28 protein-coding genes are annotated in these 24,817 nt (G+C 70.0%); 11 read left to right on the top strand and 17 right to left on the bottom strand.

All coding sequences use genetic code 11. From position 1 onward, the window contains the following. Positions 1 to 19: 19 nt before the first annotated feature. On the bottom strand, positions 20 to 931 hold the full coding sequence (locus EXW95_RS09385) for an RluA family pseudouridine synthase (RefSeq protein WP_174367233.1): 912 nt from the start codon (positions 929 to 931) through the stop codon (positions 20 to 22). Between the two features lie 96 nt (positions 932 to 1,027). On the opposite strand from EXW95_RS09385, the gene EXW95_RS09380 reads away from it, so the two are divergent. The 4 genes from EXW95_RS09380 (at position 1,028) to EXW95_RS09370 (ending at position 3,703) form a co-directional block, all read left to right on the top strand. Next, positions 1,028 to 1,798, top strand: coding sequence for an FAD-dependent oxidoreductase (locus tag EXW95_RS09380; RefSeq protein WP_174367232.1), 771 nt, complete (start codon positions 1,028 to 1,030; stop codon positions 1,796 to 1,798). After that, the gene (locus EXW95_RS09375; RefSeq protein WP_174367231.1) at positions 1,795 to 2,790 is read left to right on the top strand and encodes a tRNA (guanosine(46)-N(7))-methyltransferase TrmB; all 996 of its coding nucleotides are present in this window, start codon (positions 1,795 to 1,797) and stop codon (positions 2,788 to 2,790) included. The genes EXW95_RS09380 and EXW95_RS09375 overlap by 4 nt, the downstream gene beginning before the upstream one ends. Before the next feature lie 29 nt (positions 2,791 to 2,819). Next, positions 2,820 to 3,035: a hypothetical protein gene (locus EXW95_RS21345; protein WP_371809990.1), complete on the top strand. Its 216-nt coding sequence runs from the start codon at positions 2,820 to 2,822 to the stop codon at positions 3,033 to 3,035. Positions 3,036 to 3,106: 71 nt separating this feature from the next. Next, the gene (locus EXW95_RS09370) at positions 3,107 to 3,703 is read left to right on the top strand and encodes a class I SAM-dependent methyltransferase (protein WP_371809989.1); all 597 of its coding nucleotides are present in this window, start codon (positions 3,107 to 3,109) and stop codon (positions 3,701 to 3,703) included. 53 nt (positions 3,704 to 3,756) lie between these two features. On the opposite strand, the gene EXW95_RS09365 is transcribed toward EXW95_RS09370, so the two are convergent. Then, the gene (locus tag EXW95_RS09365) at positions 3,757 to 4,530 is read right to left on the bottom strand and encodes a peptidylprolyl isomerase (RefSeq protein ID WP_174367230.1); all 774 of its coding nucleotides are present in this window, start codon (positions 4,528 to 4,530) and stop codon (positions 3,757 to 3,759) included. 96 nt (positions 4,531 to 4,626) lie between these two features. Between EXW95_RS09365 and cmk the strand changes: the two genes are divergently transcribed. Further along, positions 4,627 to 5,238, top strand: coding sequence for a (d)CMP kinase (cmk, locus tag EXW95_RS09360; protein WP_174367229.1), 612 nt, complete (start codon positions 4,627 to 4,629; stop codon positions 5,236 to 5,238). A 53-nt stretch (positions 5,239 to 5,291) separates the two neighbouring features. Here cmk and EXW95_RS21165 read toward each other — a convergent pair whose 3' ends face one another. Next, complete coding sequence (locus tag EXW95_RS21165) at positions 5,292 to 7,973, bottom strand: S8 family serine peptidase (RefSeq protein WP_174367228.1); 2,682 nt, start codon at positions 7,971 to 7,973, stop codon at positions 5,292 to 5,294. A 19-nt stretch (positions 7,974 to 7,992) separates the two neighbouring features. Beyond that, the gene (locus EXW95_RS09350; protein WP_174367227.1) at positions 7,993 to 9,294 is read right to left on the bottom strand and encodes an Ig-like domain-containing protein; all 1,302 of its coding nucleotides are present in this window, start codon (positions 9,292 to 9,294) and stop codon (positions 7,993 to 7,995) included. Positions 9,295 to 9,730: 436 nt separating this feature from the next. Between EXW95_RS09350 and EXW95_RS09345 the strand changes: the two genes are divergently transcribed. After that, a complete protein-coding gene (locus EXW95_RS09345) occupies positions 9,731 to 10,771 on the top strand; it encodes a S9 family peptidase (protein WP_174367226.1) in 1,041 nt (346 codons plus the stop codon). Between the two features lie 3 nt (positions 10,772 to 10,774). On the opposite strand, the gene EXW95_RS09340 is transcribed toward EXW95_RS09345, so the two are convergent. From EXW95_RS09340 to EXW95_RS09310, 7 genes are read right to left on the bottom strand one after another with little or no spacing between them, the layout of a single operon-like run. Then, the gene (locus EXW95_RS09340) at positions 10,775 to 11,371 is read right to left on the bottom strand and encodes a nitroreductase (protein WP_174367225.1); all 597 of its coding nucleotides are present in this window, start codon (positions 11,369 to 11,371) and stop codon (positions 10,775 to 10,777) included. Between the two features lie 18 nt (positions 11,372 to 11,389). After that, positions 11,390 to 12,070: a hypothetical protein gene (locus EXW95_RS09335; RefSeq protein ID WP_174367224.1), complete on the bottom strand. Its 681-nt coding sequence runs from the start codon at positions 12,068 to 12,070 to the stop codon at positions 11,390 to 11,392. Next, positions 12,067 to 12,642 carry a hypothetical protein gene (locus tag EXW95_RS09330; RefSeq protein ID WP_174367223.1) on the bottom strand — a complete coding sequence of 192 codons (576 nt, stop codon included), beginning with the start codon at positions 12,640 to 12,642 and terminating at the stop codon, positions 12,067 to 12,069. Before EXW95_RS09330 ends, EXW95_RS09335 begins: the two co-directional genes overlap by 4 nt. Next, entirely contained in the window at positions 12,639 to 13,247 is a 609-nt protein-coding gene (locus tag EXW95_RS09325) for a hypothetical protein (RefSeq protein WP_174367222.1), read from the bottom strand. The genes EXW95_RS09330 and EXW95_RS09325 overlap by 4 nt, the downstream gene beginning before the upstream one ends. After that, positions 13,244 to 13,816 (bottom strand): hypothetical protein, encoded by a 573-nt coding sequence (locus tag EXW95_RS09320; protein ID WP_174367221.1) that lies wholly within the window; start codon positions 13,814 to 13,816, stop codon positions 13,244 to 13,246. The genes EXW95_RS09325 and EXW95_RS09320 overlap by 4 nt, the downstream gene beginning before the upstream one ends. Continuing rightward, entirely contained in the window at positions 13,813 to 14,127 is a 315-nt protein-coding gene (locus EXW95_RS09315) for a PadR family transcriptional regulator (RefSeq protein WP_174367220.1), read from the bottom strand. Before EXW95_RS09315 ends, EXW95_RS09320 begins: the two co-directional genes overlap by 4 nt. 57 nt (positions 14,128 to 14,184) lie before the next feature. Further along, positions 14,185 to 14,955: a TatD family hydrolase gene (locus EXW95_RS09310; RefSeq protein ID WP_174367219.1), complete on the bottom strand. Its 771-nt coding sequence runs from the start codon at positions 14,953 to 14,955 to the stop codon at positions 14,185 to 14,187. An 83-nt stretch (positions 14,956 to 15,038) separates the two neighbouring features. Here EXW95_RS09310 and EXW95_RS09305 point away from each other — a divergent pair, with 83 nt between their 5' ends. From EXW95_RS09305 to EXW95_RS09295, 3 genes are read left to right on the top strand one after another with little or no spacing between them, the layout of a single operon-like run. Then, entirely contained in the window at positions 15,039 to 15,644 is a 606-nt protein-coding gene (locus EXW95_RS09305) for a hypothetical protein (RefSeq protein WP_174367218.1), read from the top strand. A gap of 19 nt (positions 15,645 to 15,663) precedes the next feature. Next, on the top strand, positions 15,664 to 16,551 hold the full coding sequence (locus tag EXW95_RS09300; RefSeq protein ID WP_174367217.1) for an LptA/OstA family protein: 888 nt from the start codon (positions 15,664 to 15,666) through the stop codon (positions 16,549 to 16,551). Positions 16,552 to 16,561: 10 nt separating this feature from the next. Then, positions 16,562 to 17,647 (top strand): LptA/OstA family protein, encoded by a 1,086-nt coding sequence (locus tag EXW95_RS09295; RefSeq protein WP_174367216.1) that lies wholly within the window; start codon positions 16,562 to 16,564, stop codon positions 17,645 to 17,647. A 78-nt stretch (positions 17,648 to 17,725) separates the two neighbouring features. Here the strand turns inward: EXW95_RS09295 and EXW95_RS09290 are convergent, their stop codons facing one another. The 3 genes from EXW95_RS09290 to EXW95_RS09280 all read right to left on the bottom strand — a co-directional run bounded on the left by EXW95_RS09290 (position 17,726) and on the right by EXW95_RS09280 (position 20,219). After that, positions 17,726 to 18,640 (bottom strand): L-lactate dehydrogenase, encoded by a 915-nt coding sequence (locus tag EXW95_RS09290; RefSeq protein WP_174367215.1) that lies wholly within the window; start codon positions 18,638 to 18,640, stop codon positions 17,726 to 17,728. A 1-nt stretch (position 18,641) separates the two neighbouring features. Beyond that, positions 18,642 to 19,103: a universal stress protein gene (locus EXW95_RS09285; RefSeq protein WP_174367214.1), complete on the bottom strand. Its 462-nt coding sequence runs from the start codon at positions 19,101 to 19,103 to the stop codon at positions 18,642 to 18,644. A gap of 69 nt (positions 19,104 to 19,172) precedes the next feature. Beyond that, positions 19,173 to 20,219 (bottom strand): diguanylate cyclase, encoded by a 1,047-nt coding sequence (locus EXW95_RS09280; RefSeq protein WP_174367213.1) that lies wholly within the window; start codon positions 20,217 to 20,219, stop codon positions 19,173 to 19,175. A 129-nt stretch (positions 20,220 to 20,348) separates the two neighbouring features. On the opposite strand from EXW95_RS09280, the gene EXW95_RS09275 reads away from it, so the two are divergent. Further along, positions 20,349 to 21,809, top strand: a complete 1,461-nt coding sequence (locus EXW95_RS09275; protein WP_174367212.1) for an MBL fold metallo-hydrolase RNA specificity domain-containing protein — start codon at positions 20,349 to 20,351, stop codon at positions 21,807 to 21,809. 60 nt (positions 21,810 to 21,869) lie between these two features. Beyond that, entirely contained in the window at positions 21,870 to 22,361 is a 492-nt protein-coding gene (locus tag EXW95_RS09270; protein WP_174367211.1) for a DUF3105 domain-containing protein, read from the top strand. A 59-nt stretch (positions 22,362 to 22,420) separates the two neighbouring features. On the opposite strand, the gene obgE is transcribed toward EXW95_RS09270, so the two are convergent. The 3 genes from obgE to rplU all read right to left on the bottom strand — a co-directional run bounded on the left by obgE (position 22,421) and on the right by rplU (position 24,507). Beyond that, positions 22,421 to 23,758 carry a GTPase ObgE gene (obgE, locus tag EXW95_RS09265; RefSeq protein ID WP_174367210.1) on the bottom strand — a complete coding sequence of 446 codons (1,338 nt, stop codon included), beginning with the start codon at positions 23,756 to 23,758 and terminating at the stop codon, positions 22,421 to 22,423. A gap of 159 nt (positions 23,759 to 23,917) precedes the next feature. Further along, complete coding sequence (rpmA, locus tag EXW95_RS09260; RefSeq protein WP_046843460.1) at positions 23,918 to 24,190, bottom strand: 50S ribosomal protein L27; 273 nt, start codon at positions 24,188 to 24,190, stop codon at positions 23,918 to 23,920. A 14-nt stretch (positions 24,191 to 24,204) separates the two neighbouring features. After that, entirely contained in the window at positions 24,205 to 24,507 is a 303-nt protein-coding gene (gene rplU / locus EXW95_RS09255; RefSeq protein WP_174367209.1) for a 50S ribosomal protein L21, read from the bottom strand. Between the last annotated feature and the right edge of the window lie 310 nt (positions 24,508 to 24,817).

Raw genomic sequence — 24,817 nt, 5'->3', positions numbered from 1 at the left:
AGGCCGGTCTGCACCGGGTTCAGCGTTCCGGCGCGGTCCGCAGCGCATCCGGCGGCGGCGCCTCGACCCGCACGGCCTCTCCCGTGACGGGGTGCGTGAAGTGCAGCGTCCAGGCGTGCAGCCGGTACCCCAGGTCGCCCGGCAGTCCTGGCAGGTCCGGCAGCGGGCGGCCGCCCGGCCCGTACAGTGGGTCGCCCACCAGCGGGTGCCCGGCGGCGGCGAGGTGAATGCGGATCTGGTGGGGTCGCCCGGTGTGGATCGCCACGTCCAGCAGCGTCTGCCCGGCGCGGCGTTCGCGCACCGTCGCCACGCTGCGCGACGCCTTCCCGCCGGCGCTGGCGGCGAACACGCTGCCCAGGCGCGGGTGGGGCACCGGCCCGATGGGCGTGCGGATGTCCAGCGTGTCCCACTCCGGTTCGCCCACGGCCAGCGCGCGGTACATCTTCCCCACCTCGTGTTCCCGCCACGCGCGGGACAGGGCCGCACCCGCCGATCCCGTGCGGGCGAACAGCACCGCGCCGCTCGTGCCGCGCCCCAGCCGGTGCAGCGGACTCGCGCCCGGATACCGCAGCCGCACCTGCGTGAGCAGCGTGTGCGTCAGGAACCCCGCGCCCGGTAGCGTCGGCAGGCCCGACGGTTTGCTGACCGCGACCAGCGCGTCGTCCTCCAGCAGCACGGCGTAGTCCAGCGGGACCGCCTCCTCCCGCCACGGGGGGCGGTGCCACACGACCACGTCCCCGGCGCGCAGCACCTCGTCCCCCCGCGCGGCGACGCCCCGCACCTCCACCTCACCCGCCGCCAGCCTCGCGGCCCACGTCGCCGCGTCCGAATGCCGGTACTCGCGCGCCAGGAACGCCAGCACCCGCTCCCCACCCGCGCGCACCTGCGAGCGGAACGCGAAACCGGAATTGGACGGGGCGTCGTCGGACATGCGCTCCAGGGTAAGGGGTCAGTGGGAAATGGGGAGTGGATGGGGGCAGGCGCCGTTCCACTCCCCACTTCCTCCGAAACCGTACACTGGAGGGTGATGTTTGGTTCGCCCTCTCCGAGAAGTCGCCCGCAACCGGGGCATCTGTATGACGTGGCCGTGGTCGGTGCCGGACTGGCGGGCACCGAGCTGGCGTGGCGGCTGGCGCGCGCGGGGCTGGACGTACTGCTGGTGTCGCAGGCGCTCGATCACCTGGGGAACCTGTACCAGCCGACCACGGCGGGCGTGACCTTCCCCCAGGGCAGTCTGTTCGAGGAGGTGCGCGCCGCGCTGCACCCCGACACGGACGGCTGGACCTTCCACCGGCACCTGAAGGCCCGCGTGGAGGAGACGAGCGGCATTCACCTGCTCCAGAGCACCGTCACCGCGCTGGACGAGGAAACTGTGCCCGATGGAGGGGGGCAGATCGTGCTGTCCACCTGGGAAGGCCCGAAACTGCACGCGCGGCTGGGCGTGCTGGCCGTCGGCGCGTTCCTGAAGGGCCGCCTGCTCGTGGGGGACACCATGGACGAGGCCGGGCGGCTCAGCGAGGTCGCGTACGACTTCCTGGCGGACGACCTGACCGCCAGCGGCATCTGGCTGATCGGTGCGGAACGCCGCGCCGAGGGCGAGGGCGTCGAACCGCCCTACGACGTGCGCTTCCTGACGCCCGCCCCCAGCGAACTCGACGGCTTCCGCGTGAACCGCCTGGAGCGCGTGCGGATGCTGGGCCAGTGCACGCCCGGCGAGCACACGTACGACAGCGTGCTGCAAGACGCAGCCCGCCTCGCCGACGACCTGCTGGCTGACCTGAACGGGGGGCGCGCATGATCGCCCGCCTCGGCGACTTCCAGTTCCCCGACGCCGCCGCGCGCCTGTACCCGCACACCCCGGACCGCCCCTGGGTGCTGGAGGTCGGATTCGGCGACGGGCGCTTCTGGCCGCACTTCGCCGCGACCTTCCCCGAGGCGCCCAACTACCTCGGCGTGGAACTGTCCGGCGTGTCGCTCCTGAAGGCGCACCGCCGCCTGCGCGATGCGGGCCTGGACAACGCGATCCTCACGAAGATGCCCGCCGACGTCCTCGTGCGGTCCGTCATCCCGCACGCGGGCCTGGACCTGATCGTCGTGAACTTCCCCGACCCCTGGCCCAAGGCCGGACACACCGACCACCGCCTCCTGCGCGTCCCGTTCTTCCGCCTGGCCGCCAGCCGCCTGAAACCCGGCGGGATGATCCTCCTGACCACCGACCACGACGAGTACTTCGAGTTCGCGTGCGAGCAGGCCGGGGCCAGCGGCGTCATGCGTGTCGAACGCACCGCCCCGCCCGCTGCCGCGCTGGAAACCAAGTACGCCCTGAAGTGGCGTGACCTCGGCCTGGGCGTCAACCACGCCCGCTTCATCCCCACCGCCCACGCGCCCGTTCCACACGGGCCGACCACACCCTACCCGGAGGACCCCACCACCGTGCCCCACGCCGTCCTGACCCTGCCCGACACCTTCAATCCCCAGGCCTTCGAGAAGGTCACCGAACGCAACCCCGGCAGCCGCAATGCGGAGGAGGGTGGCGCGTGGACGGTCATCCTGCTCGACCTGTACGCCGGACTGCGCCGCGACGGCTGGGTCGTCCTGGCGCACGTCGTCGAGGGCGAACTGACCCAGGAGGTCCTGATCGGCATCACCGCCCGCGAGGACGGCACGCACCTCGTGCGCCTCGCGAAGTTCGGCGGGCCGATCATCACGACCGGCGTGAAGGCCGCCGTGGGCGTCGTCACCCGCTGGCTGGAAGGCCAGGGCGCGGTCGTCAAGCACCACGGGTACTGACCCGGCCGGTGCGCTTCACGACAGAACCCATGAGCGTCCTCCTCCCCGCCGTGCGTGATCGGCTGCGCGCGGCGGGCGAGGTGACCTTCGAGGTGCCCGACCCCGACGCGGGCCTGGGCCGCTACGCGGGCGAGGCGACCGCGCACGGCACGCACCGCCCCTGGAGCACCTGGACGGACCTCGCGGACCTGCTCGACGCGCACCTCCTGACCCCGGACCGGGCAGGGGAGGGCGGGTCCGCCTGACCCTGCGCGCCCACGCCCCCGCCCGCGACCCCGATCACGCCGGGTACGGCCCGGACGGCGACTGGGCCCGCGTGAACAAGCTGGAGGACCCCATCTTCCTGGCGACCTTCGTCGAGGCGCTGCGCCGCGTGAACCCCCCACCCGGCGGGCGGGTGCTGGCGCTGGGCGTGAATGCCGGGCATGAACTGGACGCCCTGCCGCTGGCCTTCCCGGACCGCACCTTCGAGGTGGTGGGCGTGGACCTCGACCCGGCCGCCGCGCAGGCCGCCCGCGAACGCTGGCCCCGGGCGACCATCTTTGCTGCGGACGTGAACGCCCTGCCCCCGGACCTGGGCCGCTTCGACCTGATCCTGGCCCTGAGCCTCCTCCAGAGCCCCGGCGTGCGGCAGGACGTCCTGCTCGCCACGCTGCGCCGCCAGCACCTGACGCCCGGTGGCGGCCTGATCCTCGGGTACCCGAACGCCCGCTACCGGGACGGCACCCTCTCGTACGGCGCGCGCATGCGCAACTACGCCCGCCCGGACCTGAGCCTGCTCGCCGCCGACGTCACGAACGCCCGGCGCGGCCTCCAGAAGCACGGCTTCAAGGTGTTCGTGACCGGCAAGTACGAGGTCCTGCTGACCGCCATTCCCGCCCACGGTGCGACCCCCACTGACCTGGAACTGTAGGGAACAAAGCGGCGCGCCCCCGCACGGGAAGCGCGCCGCCGTGAAACGGGACTTCAGCCCTTGGTCAGGATGCGCACGGTCAGGATCTGGTCCGCCACGGCGCCCGCCACCTCGGCGTTGTTCTGATCCATGGTGCGGGTCAGTTTCGGCAGCAGGTCGTCGCCGGTCACGACCTTCCCGAAGATGGTGTGCTTGCCGTTCAGGAAGTCGGTCGGTTCGAAGGTGATGAAGAACTGGCTGCCGTTCGTGGCCGGGCCGCTGTTCGCCATGGCCAGGATGCCGCCGCTGTTGAAGGTCAGTTTCTGGCGGAACTCGTCCGCGAACTGGTAGCCGGGACCGCCGGTACCCCACTCGGCCTTCTTCTCCTCGTCCACGCTCTTGGGGTCGCCGGTCTGCGCCATGAACCCGTCGATCACGCGGTGGAAACGGATCCCGTCGAAGTAGTGGTTGCGGGCCAGGAACACGAAGTTGTTCACCGTGACCGGCGTCTCCTGCTCGTACAGGTCCGCCAGGATCTGCCCCCTGCTCGTGTCGATCAGCGCGTAGTAGTCCTTGCCGTCCGTCAGGGCCATGTCGGGCTCGGCCTTGAATTCGCGCTTGGGTTCGGTCGTGAGGAACGGCACCTCGGTGTACCCGGCGGGGACGGGGCCGGGCTTCGTGACGGCGGGTGTCGCGTCCGCCTTCGTGTCGGTGGCGGGCGTGTCGGTCGCCGGGGTGGTGTCCGTCGCGGCCGTGTCCGTCTTCGTGTCGGTCGTGGTCGCGTCGTCCTTCTTCTGGCAGGCGGTCAGGGCCAGCAGGGCCGTGAGGATCAGGGCAGCATGTTTCATGGTCTGTGACAGTCTAGCGGGCTGCGCGTGCAGCGCGTCACCCGAAGGGTGCACCGCGGGAAATGTCAGGGCGAGGCGCAGTAGACTGTGCAGTTGATGATCGTGACCATTGATGGCGTCGCCGCCAGCGGAAAATCCAGCGTCTCCTCCGGCGTCGCGCAGGCCCTCGGCGTGCCCTACGTCAGCAGCGGCCTGCTGTACCGCGCTGTGACCCTCCTCGGCCTGGAGGCCGGGGCCGACCTCGCCGACGCCAGTGCCCTGCTGCCCCTGCTCTCTGGCGTTCGCCTGGAACCCCTCGCCAGCGGCAACCGCGTCTGGAACGCCGACCATGACCTGACCGCCGACCTTCACAGCACCCGCGTGGACACCGGCGTCAGCGTCGTCGCGGCCCTCCCCGAAATCCGCGAGTGGGTCGACAACCAGCTGCGCGCCCTGCCCGCCCCCCTCGTTGCCGAGGGCCGCGACATGGGCACCAACGTCTTCCCGCACGCGCCGCACAAGTTCTACCTGACCGCCAGCCCCCGCGTCCGCGCCGAGCGCCGCGCGAAGGAACGCCCCGAGGACATCCCCGCCATCGAAGCCGCCCTCACCGAACGCGACCGCCTCGACACCACCCAGAGCGCCCCCGCCCCCGACGCCCGCGTCATCGACACCGGGCCTTTGACCCTCCAGGGCGTGATCGACACCATCCTTGCCGACCTGCGCTGACCTGAACGCAAGACGCCGCCCCAACCTGTGGGGCGGCGTTCTTCAGTGAGGGATTACTGGGGGCGCGCGACGGTGAACTTCTGGGTGGTGTACACCTCGGTGTCACTCTCGACGCTCTCGTCACCGAGGGCCTTGAGGACCTTGATGCGCAGCTGGTACGTGCCGTTGGGCGCGTCCTGGCCGTTGCTGAGCTTGCCGTCCCAGCTGTAGGTGTTGTAGGCGTCGCAGCGGTCGCTGGCCTGCGCGAGGTTGTTCGTGCAGTTGCGGCCCAGGTACTCCTGCTTGCCCAGGGTCTCGATGACCATGCCGTTGCCGTCGAGCAGTTCCAGGGTCAGCTTGCGGGCCTGGTGGCTGATCTGCGCCAGGATGTACGGCGCGTCCATGGTCAGCTGGTCGGGCTTGGTGGGGTCGAGCGCGACGTCCTGGAAGGTGTAGTCGATCGGGGTGGCGACCTCCTGCCCTTCGGTGTAGTAGTCGTCGGCCGCATCGTCGATCAGCGCGGGGAAGTCCTGCGACTGGCCGCCGACGATCAGGTTGCCGAGCACCTGGATGCTCTGGTAGTCACCCTTGAAGCCGCCGTAGGGGATCACCATGTTCTGGCCGGACTTGCTTTCCAGCACGATGTAGCCGCCGTACTGGGCCTTGTCGGGCGCGCCTGCGGGGGGCGTGATCACGACGTTCAGTTCGGCCGAGCCGTTCGCGGGCACGGTCACCTCGATGTCGGTCTTGTCGGCGTCCTGACCGTTGATGGTCATGGTGGCGTAACTGGTCAGGGCGCTGGGGGCCAGGGTGGTGCCGCCGATCGTCAGTGCGGGGTAGTGGTAGGCCGTGAAGATCTCGGTGCGGGCGTAGGTGTTCTTCAGCACCACGACCTTGCTGCGGGTGGCGAAGCTGGCGCTCTCGCCCAGGCTGAGCTTGTTGGGCGTGGCGCGCACCGTGCTGTTGTACGAGCCGACGATGTCGACCATACCTGCACCCTGGCGCTGCACGTAGTCGGGGTAACCGGTGAAGAGGGTGCCGCTGGGCGCGCGGTACCAGCGCAGGGTGGCGCTGTTCATCAGCAGGCCGCGCATGTCCTTGGCCTTGGTGTTCGGGAAGGCCTGCAGCATCAGGGCGGCGGCCCCGGCGACGTGCGGGGAGGCCATGCTGGTGCCGCTCAGGGTGGCGTAGCCGCTGGCTTCCACCGTCAGGGGGTAGGCGCTGCGGATGTTCCCGCCGGGCGCGGACACGTCGGGCTTCTGCTCCAGTTCGGCGCTCATGCCGTACGAGGAGTACGAATCCAGGGTGTTCGCGGTGGGGCTGGGGATGCTGATCTTGCCGTCCGCGAAGGTCATGGACACGCCGCCCGCGATCTTCCCGTCGATCAGGGCGCCGCTGGCGTCGTTCACGAAGCTGACGGGAATGGTGATCTCACTGGCCCCGGTCAGGGACGGCGCGAGGTAACCGGAGTCACGGTTGTAGAGGATGACGGCGCTGGCACCGGCGTCCTGGGCATTCTTGGCCTTCTCGTAGAAGGTGCAGGTGCCGCGGCGGATCAGGACCGCCTTGCCGGTCAGGCTGCCCGCCGCGTAGGGGTTGGCGCCGCTCACGAGGCAGCCGTCATTGGCGGTGGTGGTGGTGCTGGTCGCCAGTTTGGTGATGGGCAGCGTGACGCCTGCCACGCCGGTGGGGGCCGGGTCGCCCGCCATGAAGGGAATCGTCTCGCCGGAGGACAGCGTGAACTTGTTCACTTCGATCTCGGTGTTGCTGACCGACGCGACCGAGATCACGTTGTCGCCCATGGTGACGCCGCCCATGGAGTACTGGCCGCTGGCGCCGCTGTTCCCGGCGGAGGCCACGACGACCATGCCCTTCTTGACCATGCGGCTGCCGACCTTGGCGGAGGGGGTCGCTTCCCAGTTCTCGAAGGCCGAGCCGATGCTGAGGTTCACGACCTGCATGCCGTCGGCGTAGGCGCGTTCCATGGCGGCGATCATGATGTCCTCGGTGGTGCTGCCCTCACAGCCGAACACGCGGTACGCGCCGAAGCTGACGTCAGGGGCGACGCCCTTGAAGCCCTTGCTGGGGTCGTTGCCGCCCACGATGCCCGCGACGTGCGAGCCGTGGCCGCCGCAGTCGTCGGCGTTCTCATCCGGCACGGCGGGCTTGTCCCAGTTGAAGTCGTCACCCACGAAGTCGTACTGCGCGACGACGCGGCCCGCGAACGCGGGGTGCTCCAGGTCGATACCGGTGTCGATCACGCCGACCTTGATGCCCTTGCCGGTCAGGCCCAGTTCGTTCTGCGCGACGCTGGCGCCGGTCATGTTCAGCGCGGAGTACATGTCGGGCGTCAGGGCGTCGGCGAGGTTGCGCTCCACGACGGGCGCGGCGATCTCCTTGACGGGGTACACGCCCAGCACGCCGGGCATGCGGCTGATGCGGTTGATCTCGGCGCTGCTGGCCTTCACGGAGAAGCCGTTGAACAGCGTGTGGTAGCTCATGACTTCCTGGTACTTGATGCCCAGCTGCGCGGCCTGCGTGCGGAACGCGGCCTGCTGCGCGCCGACGCTCTGGCTGCTCAGCGCGGTGGGGTCACCGCTGAGTTCCACGAACCAGCGGTCCGTGACGTGCGTCTGGACTTTCAGGGTCTTCGCGGACTGACCCGTCGGGGCGATCTTGGGTGCGGTGCTGGTCCCGCAGGCGCCCAGCACGAGGGCCAGGCTGAGCAGGGACGCGGTTTTCAGGGTGTTCTTCACTGGTGTACTCCTTGGGGGTTCAGCGGCGGGTCAGGGCGATCTGGTAGGTGTTGGTGGTCTTGTCGTCGGTGGCGGTGGGGTTGTCGTGAATGTCGAAGCTGGTCACGACGACGGTGTACGTCCCGGCTTCGGGGGCGTTGAAGAGGATCTCGGATTCCAGCCCGGCGCCGCTATCGTCGTCCTTCTCCAGCACGGTCCGGCCGTCGGGCATCAGGATCATGACGTAGGGGTCGAGGGTGCTGCTGGCGTCCACGCTGACGCTCTTGACGGTCAGTTTCAGCATGTCGCCGGCGGCGGCCGTGAACTTGAAGTAGTCCATGTCGCGGCCCTGCGCGGTGATTGCGCCGTTGGCGGTGCCGCCGATGGCGAGGGGCGAGGCGGCGGCGACGCTGTCGTTGGGTTCGAAGGCGTCCGCGATGGCGACCGTGACGGTGGTGGTGGCGTCCTTCATGTTGCCCATCGCGTCGTAGGCCTTGACGGTGATGGTGTGCGTGCCGTTGTCCGCGAAGGCGTACGCCTTGCTGGCCTCGAAGGGCGCGGCGGTGTCGGTGCCGATCAGGGTGCCGTTGTCGTAGAACTCGACCTTGGTGACGCCCACGTTGTCGCTGGCGGCGGCCGTGAAGGTGACGGTCTGCGCGGCGATGACCGTGCCCGTGCTGGCGCTCACGCTGACGGTGGGGGCCGTGACGTCAATGTTCACCGTGACGGTGGTGGTGGTTTCCTTGACGTTCCCCATGGCGTCGTAGGCCTTGGCCATGATGGTGTGTGTACCGTTGCTGGCCGCCGTGTAGGCGCTACTGGCCTCATAGGGGGCGGTGGTGTCGGTGCTGATCAGGGTGCCGTTGTCGTAGAACTCGACCTTCGTGACGCCCACGTTGTCACTGGCGGTGGCCGTGAACGTGACGGTCTGCGCGGTCGTGACGGTGGCGGCGCTGGCGGCCAGGGTCAGGCTCGGGGCGGTGGTATCGACTCCGACGGTCACGCTCTTGCTGGCTTCGGCGCTGTTCCCGGCGGCATCGACTGCCACGGCGCGGTAGGAAACCGTGCCCTTGTCGGCGATGGCCAGCGTGTCGGTGTAGGTGTAGGGAGCGGCGCTATCCACGTTCAGCAGGGTGTTCCCGCGGAAGAAGGCGACGCGGGCGACGCCGACGTTGTCACTGGCGGTGGCCGTGAGCGTCACGGTGCCAGGAGCGATGAGTGAGTCGGGCGTGGCGCTCAGGCTGATCGTGGGTTTGGTGCCGTCGGGCGTGGCCTGCGGGGAGCAGGCGCTCAGGAGCGCGCCGGTCAGGGCCAGCAGGGCGAACGGAATGGATCGCTTCATGTGATCTCCTTGAATACCCATACAGCGGAGGCACACGTGAACCCCCGGTCATCTAGGGAACGCGTGGCGGTTGTGTGGGTACCTGATTTGACATCAGGTCTTGTGGGGTTACGGGACAGATGATACGCGTACCCCCGCCTGGGGGCAAGGTTTGTTCAGCACAATCTCAGATTCCACATGTGCATGCCGGGCGTGTGGACCGAGAACGGGGGCAGTGAGGTCCCTCCCCAGCGCAGCTCGGATGTGACGCATGAAAATACGCGGAGTTTCCGGCAGTCACGGCTGGTACGGCGTGAATGAGTTTCAGATCGGCGAACGCTCAAGCGCGCAGCGTCACCTGTCCCGCAGTTCTGGCCGCCCCTGTTCCCTAGGGTGCAGGCATGCCGAGCCGACCCGCGATCCCCCTGACCCCCACCGTGGGGCCGACCGACGCCTGATGCGCGCCCTGATCAACCTCACGCTGCTGGCCCTGCTGGCGGGCGCCGGGTACGTCGCGGTCACGCAGCCTGACGCCATCCCACTGCGCCTGCCCTGGGACCCGCCCGGCAGCGCCGCGCCACCGCAGGCGCCCACCTCAGACAGGGACGGTCCCCTTCAGGAGTTGAGCGACACCGCGCTGAAGGCCTCCGTGGCCCGCAACCCAGTCAGCATCCAGGCGCTGAAGGCCCGCGAGTACCCCGGCAGCCCCCTGACCGTCCGGCAAACCCTGGCCGCCGGGAGCAACTACACCCGGCAGGTCGTCAGCTACCAGTCCGAGGGGCTGCGCATCAACGCGCTGCTGACCGTTCCGCGCGGCACGCCCCCGCAGGGAGGCTGGCCTGCCATCGTGTTCAACCACGGGTACATCCCGCCCGCCGAGTACCGCACCACTGAACGCTACGTCGCGTACCAGGACGCGTTTGCCCGCGCGGGCTTCGTCACCCTGAAAAGCGACTACCGCGGGCACGGCAGCAGCGAAGGCGAGGCGCGCGGCGGGTACGACGACCCCGGCTACACCGTGGACGTCCTGAACGCCGCCGCCAGCCTCCGGCGCGACCCGCGCGTGAACCCCGACCGCCTGGGCCTGTGGGGCCACTCCATGGGCGGCCAGCTGAGCCTGAAAGCCATGATCGTGGACCCCCGCCTGAAGGCCGCGTCCCTGTGGGCGGGCGTGATCGCCAGTTACGACGTCCTCGCCACCGACTGGAACCCACCCCCCGGCGAGAAACGCACACTGGACGCCCTGAACCGTCGCTACCTGCGCCTCCTGAGCCCCAACGCCTACCTGCGCGAACTCAACGGTCGGCCCATCCAGCTGCACCACGGCACCAACGACAAGGACGTGCCGTACTCGTTCCAGAAGAACCTCGCGGACGACCTGCGCAACGCCGGACAGGGCGTCGAGGCGTACCGCTACGACGGCGACAACCACAACCTCTCCGGGAACCTCCGCACGGCGCTGAACCGCAGCGTGCAGTTCTTCAGGGACAACCTGTAACGGTCACTCCACCCAGGTGACCTTGTCCGCCAGCGGCGCGCGGGTCGCGGACGGCAGCTCGGCCGCCGGGTAGCCCAGCACCAGCAGGCCCATCAGCTTCGGCGCACCCAGCGCCTGCGCCGCCACCGGACTGACCATCACCGGGCCACTCACCCACTTCCCGACCAGCCCGAACGCCGTCGCCGCCAGCCACATGTTCTGCGCGGCGCAGGCCAGCGCCGCCTGCTCCTCCCACTCGGGCATCTTCGGTTTCTCGGGCATGTGCAGTTCCAGGCTGATCCACAGTGGCGCCCGCCACGCCCGCGCCCGCTGCGCCTCCAGCGCCGATTCGCTGTCCCGGTCCGGCGCGCTGCCCGCCGCGTACGCCTGCGCGAACACCTCGGCCAGCCTCGCGCGGCCCGCACCCGTGAACACCGTGAAGCGCCACGGCTCGGTGCGCCCGTGATTCGGCGCCCAGGTCCCCGCCTCCAGAATGGCCTCCACAACCGCACGCGGCACCGCGTCGGGTTTCAGCAGACCGATATCCACGGTGCGGCGCGCACGGATCACGTCCAGCACAGTCAGGGCAGCGGGGGGAAAGGCAGCGTCCAGCGTCGTCATGCCCCCACTATGCCGTCCTCACCGCGCGCCCCGCCACGCCTTCCCGGCCAGCGCCAGCGCCTCACGCGGACGCGTCAGGTACGCCCACAGCAGCGCCGCGCCCAGAGCCGCCGCCAGCAGAAGCGGTTCCGTCACCACGCCCGGCGCGAACACTGGCAGACTCAGCGCGAATCCCAACGGAGCCAACAGCGTGCCATACATGCGGTGCAACACCGCTGCGGACCGTGCGGGCTGCCGCAGGATCAACCGCCGCACGGACTCCAACAGCAGCAGTTCCAGCAGCAGGAGCGCAGGCACAGCCCACGTGAAGCTCCGTGACCCGATCAGCGCGGGGATTCCCGGCCAGCCGCAGATCAGCCACGTCAACAGGCCCACGCCGCCCAGCATTCCCAGGGCTGCCCGCCACAGCGGCCCGGAAGCCTTCACGCCATCCGTCAGCAGGCGCCGCACCTGCCCGTCCCGCTCCAGCCACGCCACGTCCGCCCGCGTGAAGAACTGCGCCTCCAGCGCCGCCCGAACCTCGGCCGCCGGACCCAGTGCCGCCAGCGCCTCCTGCATCCCCGCCCCGCCCGGCGCCGCCGCGTCCAGCACATGCCCGGTCAGGTCCGCCCGGATGCGCGCCGCCGAATCCTCCGGGAACGGCGCCGTCACCTCATCCAGATAGGCGACCAGATCCGGGTTCAACGGGCCCGCCGTCACGCCCGACCCTCCAGCTTCAGGGTGCGGCGCATTCGCCGGACAACGCGCCCGACCTCGCCGAACCACATCAGCCACATGACCGGCAGCAGCCACACGATGGCCCCGAAGGAGGGTGGATCACCCAGCCACGCCTGCACGCTCCAGCTCAGCCAGAAGAAGAAGTTGAGGAGCCACTGTCCGGCCGTGGGCAGCAGGAGGTTCCTGACCGGCTGTGGCTCGTTTCGTGCAAGCATCCACGCCGGGCAGGCCAGCACGAGGGCGGTGGCCGCTGCAACGGCTTCGACATCCTGTTCAAACCACAGCGCGGCCAGTCCGCACCATGCGACCAGCAGCAGCATGAACCACCACATCTTCGGAACCTGCCCGTTCCTGAGTTCGCTGGCCGTGGCGTAGGTGCGCCGCAGCGCGCGGTTGACCTGCGTGGGGTCGCCCAGGGTGGCGACGGCTTCGGGTTCGGTCAGGCCGCTGTGCATGGCGTCCTGAACATGTGCGTGGTACTCGGCGTTCATGCGGTCCCGCGCGGCGGGCGCGAGGTCGCCCAGCGCGACGTTCAGCCAGGCGTTCAGGGTCATACCTGTCCACCTTTGAGTTTGTGCGGCAGTCTGGACAGTCGCCAGGAAGCCAGAGCCAGGAGTGACAGCCCGCCCAGCAGGAACAACTGCACGCTAGGTGACAGGGGTGTGGGCCACGGGGCGACCAGCAGCACGAGCAGTAGCCCCGCGAACAGGGTCATGCCACGCCAAGACGAGCGGACAGCTGCGTGCAGGGTGTCGCCCGTGTGCAGGTCGGCGATCAGGGTCAGCGTGACTGTCCCAACGATCCCTGTCGCCGTCAGCCAAGCCCAGTGCGTATCCAACGCGAAGATCAGGTGCAGCAAGTACGCCCAGACGGGCAGGGCGAGCGGCAGTACCCAGAGAACCAGTCGTGATTCGCGCCGTGTTCGCGTTCCCGGCGAGGTCAGGTGACGCAACCACCGCTCGTCCTGCACTGTCAACTGGGTGCGCCGCAGCGCGCGGCCAACCTGCGCGGGGTCGCCCAGGGTGGCGACGGCTTCGGGTTCGGTCAGGCCGCCCGTCATGGCGTCCTGCACGTGCGCGTGGTACTCGGCGGTCATGCGGTCCCGCGCGGCGGGGGCAAGGTCGCGCAGCGCGACGTCCAGCCAGTCGTTCAGGGTCATGCGGTCTCCAGTGGGAGGGTGCGGCGGATGCGGGCGTCCAGGTTCATCTGGGTGTTGAGGCGCAGGGAGATCATCAGAGCCAGCGTCAAGGTGAGTGGCAGGGCGGGGACGCCCGCCAGCAGGTCATTGCCCAGCAGGAGTGGCAAGGCGACGATCAGGCTCAGGGTCAGGTCGCGCCAGCGGTCGCGCCGTACCGGGTGCAGGCGCGCGGTGGCCAGCACGAGCAGCAGGACGCTGGTGCCGAACAGCACGCTCCAACCTCCCTGGCCGGCCAGCGGTGAGCGGGGTTCGAGCAGCAGGAACGTCGCCCCGGCCAGCAGCGCGGCGACCCGCAGCCAGCCCTGCCAGGGGGGCGGAGTCCTGCCCAGCCGGTGGAACTCGTGGACCGTGAGGTACAGGCGTTTCAGGTCGTCGTTCACCCTTTCCGGGTTGCCCAGCACGGCCTTCACGTCGGCGTGTTCCGGCAGGGCCGCGTCGTGCAGGTGTTCCAGCGTGTCGCGGCGCACGCGGGCCGTGACGCCCGCCGGGAGGTCCTGCGTGGCCCGCGTGAGCCAGAGTGCGGCGTTCACGACCCTCCTCCCAGCACGGCCTGCACGGCGCCGACCTGGGCCTGCCAGTCGCGGCGGGTGCGGGTCAGCGCGGCGCGGCCTTTCTCGGTCAGGCGGTATTCGCGGCGGGTGCGGCCGGCGACCTCGTGTTCGCTGCTCTCGATGAGCCCTTCAGCTTCGAGGGCGTGCAGGGCGGGGTAGAGGGTGCCTTCGCGGGCGCGCAGCAGGCCTTCGCTGCGGGTGTTGATGGCCTGGGCGATGGCGTAGCCGTGTTCCGGCTGGCGGTCGAGGACGGCCAGGATGAGCAGGCGGAGTTGCTCGCGGGCGTTCATGTCTGCACGATACCTCTGGTTTGGATGCATCTCAAGTCGAGGTATCGTGCCTGTCCGTCAGGCCTCCGGCAGCCCGTAGGCGCGGCGGGTGTTCGCGTCGGTCGCGGCCTCCAGTTCCTCCGGACTCAGGCCGCGCAGGGCCGCGATGAACTCCAGTGTGTGCCGCACGTAACCGGGCCGGTTGGGTTTGCCGCGTTTGGGCACGGGCGCGAGGAAGGGCGCGTCGGTCTCCAGCAGCATCCGCGTCAGGGGCAGGTCCCGGGCCGCCGCCTGGATCTCCTGCGCGTTCTTGTACGTCGTGTTCCCCGCGAAGCCGAAGTACGTGTGCTCACCCCGCTCCAGGCCGAAGCGCAGCAACTCAGCGTGACCGCTGAAGCAGTGGAGGATCACCGGCACGTCCGGCCACGCGCGCAGCACGTCCATCACGCCCCGGTGCGCGCTGTCCTGCCCGGCCTTGTCCCGCGTGTGAATGACCAGCACCTTCCCGCTGCGCCGCGCGAGGTCCAGCTGCCACTCGAACGCCGACACCTGCGCGGCGCGTTTCGTGTCGTCCCAGTAGTCGTCCAGGCCGCTCTCGCCGATCCCGACCACGCGCGGGTGGGTCAGCAGGGCCTCGATCTGCGCGCGGGCCTCCGGGCTGTCCTCGTCCGTGTCTGTCGGGTGCAGGCCCACCGTCGCGTACACGTCCCCGAACTGCTCGGCCAGCGCCACCGCGTTCCGCGCGTGCTCGGGGCTCGCGCCGATGCAGACCATGGCACTCAGGCCCAGCTCGCCGCGCGTCCCCGCCGGATCGTCGATGTAGTCGAGGTGCGTGTGCGAATCGATCATGCCGCCCAGCCTAGCGCCGCTTTCCCCCTGATCCCACCTGCGCCCCATCACTCTCATGAGGGCCCCGCGCTAGAGTGCGACCCGTGCAGAAAGTCGGTTTGTACGCGCTGCTGGGCATCATGGCGTTCGCCCTGATCTTCGCCCTGCTGCCCACCCCGGGCCTCGACGCCAGCCAGTCCGGCGCGCGGCTCAGCGGCGTGCAGCTGCGCCTGTACCCGTCCGGCGACCCCGACGCCACCTGGAGTTTCAGGGCCGCCGACGTCCGCAACGACCCCCTGAACGGCCTGACCACCCTGACCGGCATCACCGAAGGACAACGGCTCCTGAAAGAACGTGTGGGCGGCAAATTCACCGGACGCGAGACGCTGGACGCCACCCTGACCACCCCGGACCTGACCATCGACGATCAGGACACCATGACCACCCGTCAGGCCCGCATCACCCTGGTGCAGCAGTGTGCCGACATCGACCTGAGGGGCACCGAACAGGACCCCGTGAAGATCGAACAGGGCCAGGGCTTCAGCGCGACGGAAGCCAAGATCGACTCCACCAGCCTGACCGGCACCATCCGCGACCTGAAGATGACCTTCGACTTCAGCATCCTGGATGCCTCGCCGAAGTCCAAATACTCCATTCCCCTAGACCCGACCGAGACCTGCCGTGACGGCAAGCGCGTCCCCCTCACCTGATCCCGTCAAGGAGACCCCCATGAAGAAAACGACCTCACTGCTGGCCCTCCTCGCCCTGACCGCCCCCGTCCTGGCCCAGACCGACGCGGGCAAACGCCTCATCACCATCGAGGGCGCCCCGCGTGGCGACGTCCGCAACGGACCCCTGACCTTCACCGGGAACCCCGTCAAGGCCAGGGTCAGCACGCTGAACATCGAGGCCTCCCAGGCCGTCCTGGCCGCCCCCAAGGGCACCGCGCTGATCGAGGCGAAAGGCAAGCGCACCACTGACTTCACCGGGAACGTCAAGGTCGTCCGCGGCCGCCTGACCGCCACCGGGAACGCCCTCGTGTACAGCGAGGCCACCGGGCAGGGCGTCCTGAACGGTAGTGCCAGCGCCACCTTCACGCCCGACAAGACCGACGGCGACACCGTGACCATCAAGGCCGCGCAGATGAGCCTCGACGTGGACAACGACCGCTCCACCAGCACGGGCGGCGTGACCCTGTCCAACGGCGTGCAGAACGGTAAGGCCGACAAGCTCGTGTTCGACGAGCAGCGCGAACTGGCCCTCCTGACCGGCAGCCCCAGCCTCACCCGCGCCGCGAAGGCCAACCAGAAGGAACTGATCATCACCGGGCAGGAAGTCCGCGCGCTGACGAAGACCAAGACGCTGTACGTGCGCGGCGGCGTGAAACTCGTGCAGGGCACCACCACCACCACCGGGGACGCCGTGTACTACGACGACAGGAAGAACGTCGCGTACGTCGTCGGGAACGCCGTCAGCGTGGACAGCAAGAGCAAGGTGACCGTCAAGGCCCCCGCCAGCGGCTACCTGGAGCAGCGCACCGACCTGGCCCGCGTGCGCGCCCTGAACGCCGCGTACAAGATCCCCACCGATCAGTTCAAGCTCACCGGCGAGAAGTAAACTCTCTGGTATGCCACGCTCCCGCCTGACCGCCGCGCTCCTGACCGCGCTGCTGTGTGGCGGGAGCGTTCTGACACCCGCCGCAGCTCAGCAGGACGGCACCCAGCCCGGCGGCACGATCAGTCCCGGTCCGGTGCCCACGGACCCGACCACGACTGACCCGCCCACGACAGATGCGGCCCCCACCGATGCGAACCCCACGGACACGCCGCAGGACGCGCCGGAAGCCGGAGCGGAGCAGTCCAGCCTGACCCTGGTGCGCCGCAGCGAGAAGGACGGCAAGGACCGCCCGATCGTCATCGTCCGCACCGGGACCAGCGACGAGACCGGCATCTTCGCCTTCTGCCAGCCGCTCGGGGATGATCCGCCCGAGACGCCCACCCTGGCCGTGTTCAGCGAGACCGGTGCGGGCGGCGTGCAGATCACCATCGACAAGAACGTGATCCGCGTGCCGCTGGCGGTCGTGACCCAGCTGCCCCCCAGGGACGGGCAGGAGGGCAGCGACGGGCGCGTGGAGGCCAGCGCCGGGACCGCCCGCTTCCTGAACGCCGAGGAGGTCCCGGAGAACACCACGGACCGCCTCACGCGCTGCGAGGTGCAGGCCACCCCGAAGCCCGCGCCAGACACCGTGATCGTCACGCAGGGCCGCACGGAACTGCGCGGCCAGAAGCTCGTGTACGACAGTGCCGACGGCATCGCCCGCATCGACGGCCCCGTGACCTTCACCCGCAGCAGCGACAAAGACCCCCTGACCGGCAAGAGCGACCGGATCGAGGTCAGCGTGGACGACGAGAAGACCACCCTGGTCGGGAACGTCGAACTGAAGTCCAGCGGGGGCCGCACCAGCCGCGCCGCCCGCGTCGAGTACGACGACACCCGCAACGTCGCGCGGCTGTACGGCACCGCCGAGCAGCCCGCCGAGAGCGTCCAGGGCGGCGACAAGCTGCGCGCCGGGGTGATCGTGTACGACCTCGACCGGAACGAGGTGTACGCCGAGAAGGCCGAGGGGGGCACCATCACCGGCGAGTTCGTCGACGGGCAGGAGGGCAGTGGCAATGCCACCCCCGCCGCACCGACCCCACCCAGGCGACCCTGACAGCGGTTGCTTGCTCTGCTCGGTTCAGAGGCGTTGAGGGGATGCCTCAACGCCTCTGAACACCGCCCTGAAAACGGGTCAGTTCCCGATGGCCCGCCGGGCCTTCAGGAGCACCTCGGCGCTGCGGTGCAGGGCGTCCTGCTCGTCCGGGGTCAGGGCGGGCAGCACGGTGTCCAGCACCCCGGCGCGGCCCAGCACGCGCGGCACGCTGAGGCTCACGCCGAACGCAGGGGTGGGGGCGCTGACGGTCAGCACGGCGCGGCGGTCTCCCAGGATGCGCTCGGTGATGCGGGCCAGGGCCGCGCCGATCCCGTAGTACGTGGCGCGTTTCCCGCCGATGATCTGCGCGGCGGCCTCACGGGTGTCCCGTTCGATCTGCGCGCGGATCTCCGGCGTCCACGGGAGGTCACGGGCGTCCATGAACGCCGGGACGGGCAGCCCGGCGACGGTGACGGTGCTCCAGGCGATCACCTCGCTGTCCCCGTGCTCGCCCAGCACGTACCCGTGGACGTGCGTGGCGTCCACCCCGGCCCGTTCGGCGATCAGGTGCCGCAGCCGCGCGGAGTCCAGCACGGTGCCGGACCCGATCACGGCGTGATCCGGCGCGAGCGTGACACTCAGGTCCGTCAGGACGTCCACGGGGTTCGTGGCGATCAGCAGGGCCGCGCCGGGCGCGGCAGCGGCCACGCGGGGGATCAGGTCGCGGAAGATCGCGGCGTTCTTCTGCGCGAGGTCCAGGCGGGACTCGCCGGGTTTCTGGTTGGCGCCCGCCGCGACGATCACGACCTCGCTGCCGTGCAGGTCCTCCAGTGGGCCGCTGCGGACGCGGGCACCGTGACTGACGGGCGCGGCGTGCGCGATGTCCTGCGCCTCGGCGCGGGCACGGTCCCCGTCCAGGTCGGTCAGGAGCAGGTCGCTGCACGAGCCGCGCAGCGTCAGGGCGTACGCGGCGGTCGCGCCGACCAGCCCCGCGCCGACCACGCCGACCTTCACGTCACTGACCTGCCCGGACGGTCAGGACCGGGATGGGGCTGCGCGCCACGATCTTCTCGGCGGTGCTGCCCACGAAGAAATGCTCGATGGCGCCCTGCGCGTGCGTGCCCACCACGATCAGGTCCGCGCCCCACGCGCGCGCGGCGTCCAGCAGTCCCGTGACTGGATCGCCGACCATCAGTTCGTGTTCCTCGCCGATCATCAGTTCGCGGGTCAGGCGCTGCGCGTCGGCGTCCTCCAGGGTGTGCAGCAGCGTCGGGTCGGGCAGGGCGGGGGTCACGCCGCCCATCAGGTCCGGCGCGGCCGTTACGCGGGCGTCCGTGACGTGCACCAGCCGCCGGGTCGCGCCGGGAAACCGCGCGCGGGCCAGTGTCAGCGCCGCCGCCGAGGACGCCGAGAAGTCCACGCCCACCAGGACGCGCTGGAAGCCGGTGGTGCCGTGCAGGTCAGGGGAGTCGGTCATGTCTTTGAACCTACACCCGCCCCCGCCGGGACCACCGGGCGCATGAAGACCGCTTAAAGGCCCGCGGGGTCAGTTCAGCAGGGTGGGTTCGCCGGGTGCGTCCCAGCGCAGTTGCCGCCGCCCGGCGTGCTTGGCGGCGTACAGGCGGCGGTCCGCGAGGTCCAGCAGCCCGGCGACGCTGTCCGCCTCGTGCGCCAGGACCGCCCCGGCGCTGAACGTCACCTCGGGCAGCGGGGCGGGCAGGCGCAGCGGCAGCCCGTCGAGCCGCGCGGTCGCGGCGTGCGCCTCCTGCGCGCCGCTGCAGGGGATCAGCAGCACGAACTCCTCGCCGCCCCAGCGGGCGATCAGCGTGTCGGCGCGCAGCACCTGCCGCAGCGCCGGACCCAGCGCGCGCAGCACCTCGTCCCCGACCGCGTGCCCGTACGTGTCGTTCACCTGTTTGAAGTGATCGAGGTCCAGCAGGATCAGCGTGAAGCCCGCGTGCTCGCCGCGCAGCAGTTGCGCGTGCATCAGGTGCAGGCGGTCCAGGGCCGCGCGGCGGTTGGGCAGCCCGGTCAGCGGGTCGGTCAGGGACGCCTGCTCGAAGGTCACGGCGTCCTGCTGGAACGTCGTGATCTGCTGCCCGAAACTGCTGGCCATGCCGATCACGATGGTCGTGCATGCCAGGTACGCCAGCAGGCTCAGGTCGTGCGTGGGCCGGGACGCCACCAGCGCCGCGAACGCCATGAACCCCGCGAGGCTCGCGGGGGCCGCCACCCGTAGCGGCAGCAGTCCGAACCACAGCGCGACCATGATCAGGAACGACAGGAACGACCCGGTGCCGATCTCCGCGGCGCGCAGGAGCGGCACGAATTCGGCGGTGGTGGACACGCTCACCACCGTGACGATCAGGCCGCTCAGGCGCGCGGTGGGCCAGCGCAGCCATACCAGCGCGGCCACCACCCACGCCGACACCAGCATGCCCAGCGTGAAGGCCGCCGCGTTCGCCCAGTCGCGCCGCAGCAGCTGCTCGGCCACGATGAACACGTGCGCGGCGACCGACCCGCCGGCCGCGGTCAGGTACGCGCGGCGGCGGACCCGCTCCACGCGGCTGATGGCGGCGTCATTCCGGGGCATCCATCCACAGCATGACCCGCCGCGCCCACGGAAATCTGACGCGGCCCGGCGTGAATCCTGTTCCCGCGTCCTTCAGCGGACCTTGAGGCTCGGCGGGGTCCCCCCGGTCGCGGCGCGTACACTCCGGTCATGCAACTCCAGAGCTTCGGCGCGGCCCTGACCGTCACCGGCAGCATGCACCTCCTGAGTGCGGGCGGGCAGCGGGTCCTGATCGACTGCGGCCTCTTCCAGGGGAACGACGACCTGGAGGCCCGTAACCGCGAGGGCTTCCCGTTCGACGTGCCGGGCCTGGACGCCGTGATCCTCACGCACGCGCACCTCGACCACGTGGGACGTCTGCCGCTGCTGGCGAAACTCGGGTACCGCGGGCCGGTGTACTGCACGGCGCCCACGGCGGGCCTCGCGGAGACGGTGCTGCTCGACAGTGCGCGGCTGCAGGTGGACGGTTACCGGCACGACCTGCGCCGCGCCCGCCGCCAGGGGATTCCCGACGATCAGGTGCCCCCACCCTTGTACGAGGAGGAGGACGTGCACCGCGCGCTGGCGCTCCTGCGCCCCCACCTGACGTTCGGGGAGACCACCCGCGTCGTGGGCCTGAAGGTCACGCCCGAGCGGGCCGGGCACATCCTGGGCAGCGCGTACCTCCTGATCGAGAGCAGCGAGGGCCGCCTGATCATGAGCGGCGACCTGGGCAACCGCGAGAGCGGCCTGCAGCTGGACTTCACGCCCCCACCCCACGCGGACGCCGTGGTCATCGAGACCACCTACGCCAACCGCACGCACCGCCCCTGGCCCGCCACCCTGGCCGAGTTCCGCGACGCGCTGCGCGACTCGGTGCGGCAGGGCGGGAAGATCCTGATTCCCAGCTTCGCCATCGAGCGCACGCAGACGATCCTGCACACCATCAAGAGCCTGATGGACGCCGGGGAGGTCCCGCGCATCCCGGTGTTCCTGGATTCCCCGATGGCGGCCCGCGCCACGCACGAGTACTTCGAGTTCGGCGACGAACTCATCCCCGAGGTCCGCGACGCCCTGCAGGCCGGCGAGGACCCCTTCCGGCCCAGTACGCTGCACGTGGTCCCCACCAGCGCCGAGTCGCAGCGCATCAACCGGTACGACGGCCCGGCGATCATCCTGGCGGGGAACGGCATGATGACCGGCGGGCGCATCCAGCACCACCTCAAGCACCACCTGTGGAAGCCCAGCACCAGCCTGATCAGCGTGTCCTACCAGTCTCCCAGCAGCCTGGGCGGGCGGATCGTGACCGGCGCGGACCACGTCCGCATCATGGGCGAGGAGATCGCCGTGAAAGCCCACGTGCACACCATCGGCGGGTTCTCCGCGCACGCCGATCAGGACGACCTGCTGGCCTTCCTGAGCACCACCGGCACCCCGCACGTGTGGCTGGTGCATGGCGAACCGGACGTCATGGCGTCGTTCCTGCCGGTCCTCGCGCAGCGCGGCCTGAAGGGCGACCTGATGCCCGACCGGCAGCCCATGAACCTGACCGGCCCCGGCTTCCCGCAGGGCCTCCCGCCCGGCTTCGACGATGCTCCCACGCGCGGCGCGCACGCCGAGGCGGGCGAGTAGGGGACAGACGGGCGGAACAGCCCTGGGCGTTTTCATGCAGAGCGGCTACTCTGAAGGTCCATGAAACGCGCGCTGCCCCTGCTCCTGCTCGTCCTGACCGCCTGCGGCTCCAAGTCCATCGAGGGCGTCCAGACCTTCACGTATGCCGCCGGGGACCACCGCAGCGGCTCGCTGGTGTACGCCGAGAACCCCCCGGCGGGCGGCCCGCACAACCCCGCGTGGCAGAACTGCGGCGTGTACGACCGCCCGCTGTACAACGAGTACGTCGTGCACAGCCTGGAGCACGGCGCCGTGTGGATCACCTACCGCCCCGACCTGGACGCCGCCCAGGTGGACACTCTGAAGAAACTCGTCGAGGGGCGCCCCTACACCATCCTCAGCCCCTACGAGGGCCTGGACACCCCGGTCGCCGCGAGCGCCTGGGGCGCGCAGCTGAAGGTCGACAAGGCCGACGACAGCCGCCTGAAGGCCTTCCTGGACAAGTACGAGCAGGGCGCCACCGCCCCGGAACGCGGCGCGTCGTGCAGCGGCGCGTACGGCGAGACCCGCTGAGCGCAGCAGACACGGAGAACGGCCCCGCCTGTACAGCGGGGCCGTTCTCGTTCACGCGTTTAGCGCTGTTCCTCGTCGTCGAAGTACTCGAAGCGGAACGTGCCGATCTCCACGGTGTCGCCCTCGCGCGCCCCGGCGCGTTTCAGGGCGTTGTACAGGCCCTGGCGCTTGAACACGTTGCCCAGGTACTCGGCGGCCTCGTCCATGAAGCGCGAGAAGCGCACGATGCGTTCCTCGAAGCCCCCGCCGTACACCGCCCAGACCCGCTCGGGCTGACCGTCGTTGATGATGCCCACGCCCTTGGCGGCCGGATCGATGCGGAACTCGATGCGCAGGGGTTCCTCGCGAACGGTGTCGGACTCGATCTCCAGCGCGTTGTTCTGCGCCCACAGTTCGCGGTCCGGGAGCATCTGGAACACCGCCTCGCGCAGTTCCGGCAGACCCTCGCCGCCTTTGGCACTGACCTGCACGACCGGCAGGCCGTACTGAGCGAGTTCATCCACGACCATCGCCGCGAGGTCCTCGTCGGTCAGTTCCACCTTGTTCAGCGCGATCAGCGACACCTGATCCAGCAGCGTCGGGTCGTAGGCGCGCAGCTCGGCCTGCAACTGACGCAGTTCCTCGACCGGGTTGCGGGTCACGTCCAGCACGTACACGAGCAGGCGCGTGCGGCTGATGTGCCGCAGGAACTCCAGGCCCAGGCCCTTGCCCTCGCTGGCGCCCTCGATGATGCCGGGGATGTCCGCCAGCGTGAACCGCTCGTCCAGCGGGCTGCCGTGCGCGTCCACGCGGTCCACGACGCCCAGGATGGGCGACAGGGTCGTGAACGGGTAGTCCGCGATGGCCGGGTTCGCGCGGGACAGCGCCGCGAGCAGGCTGCTCTTCCCGGCGTTCGGGTAGCCGACCAGGCCCACGTCCGCGATCAGGCGCAGTTCCAGCCGCACGCGGCGCTTCTGGCCGGGCGTGCCCAGCTCCGCGAAACGCGGCGCCTGACGGGTGCTGCTCACGAAGGTGCTGTTCCCGCGCCCGCCGAAGCCGCCGCGCGCGATGACCTTCTCCTGCCCGACCCGCACGAGGTCCGCGATGACCTTCCCGGTCGTCTCGTCGAACGCGGTCGTGCCGACGGGTACGTCGATGAAGATGTCCTCGCCGTCCCCGCCCTGACGCAGGCGGCCCTCGCCGTACGCGCCGTTCGGGGCCTTGAACTTGCGGCGGCCCACCAGACGCTCCAGCGACTCGACGCCCTCGATGGCGCGCAGGATGATGCTGCCACCCCGCCCGCCGTGCCCGCCGTCCGGGCCACCCTTCTCCATGTACTTCGCGCGGTGGAAGGACATGCTGCCGTCCCCGCCGTTCCCGGCCGCCACCTCGATATTCAGGACGTCACGAAACGCCACTGGCCTCACCTCCCTTGGGGCAAGGCGCGTGTGCGTCCCCGCCCGGCACCACTGCTGGGTGCCACTGTACGACGCCGCCCCACGTGGGGGCAGCAGCAAAGGAGCGCCCGACCCGTCAACCGGGCTGAGGCGCTCCCGCGAAAGAACCTGCCGCGCTGATCAGTCAGCGGCGGCGGCGGTGGGCACTTCGATGCTGATGAAGCGGCCCTTGTTGCCACGGTTGCTGAACACGACCTTGCCGCTCTCCAGGGCGAAGAGGGTGTGGTCGCGGCCCATGCCCACGTTCGGGCCGGCCTTGAACTTGGTGCCGCGCTGACGGACGAGGATGTTCCCGGCCAGGACCTGCTCGCCGCCGAACTTCTTCACGCCCAGGTACTTGGGCTGGCTGTCACGTCCGTTCTTGGACGAACCTACGCCTTTCTTGTGTGCCATGTCGGTATCCTCCCTTAGCCCTTGATGCCCAGGATCTTGATCGCGGTGTAGTCCTGGCGGTGGCCCGTGCGGCGGCGGTACTGGATGCCGCTCTTGTACTTGCGCACGTAGATCTTCTCGCCACGGCCGTGTGCGACGACTTCGGCGTTCACGGTGAACTTGCCGGCGGCGTCGCCGAAGACGGTCTGGTCGCCGCCCACGAAGATGGGGGTCAGGTCGAGCTTGTCGCCCGCCTCGCCTTTCAGGCTCTCGACGCGGATGACGTCGCCTTCCTGCACGCGGTACTGCTTCCCGCCGGTCTGAATGATTGCAAACATGGTGTTTCCTCCTGCCGCGCGCCCGAGGGATCGCTGCCCTGGGCGGCCTTGGCCTGCTGCACCCGCTCGGCGGGTCACCAAGCAAGTACTGTAACACACCGTTCAGGTATAGGGAACCCGTCCGGGTCCGGCGGATCAGCGCAGACTCGGGGGTGGCAGGCAACGGCGCTCGGCCCGCGCGGGGCGGGGGAGGGCTCTTCGGTTGCGTGCGGGTTCCCGGGTCTGGTGAACGTGTCCTCGCGGTACACGTGGGCTCGCGCGGGGCGAGCCGGGTTCTACTGATCCTCCAGAGTCGCCCTGAGGCAACTGA

It is taken from the genome of Deinococcus sp. JMULE3 (assembly GCF_013337115.1).
Lineage (GTDB): Bacteria > Deinococcota > Deinococci > Deinococcales > Deinococcaceae > Deinococcus.
This window is presented reverse-complemented; position numbering and strand designations above follow the sequence as displayed.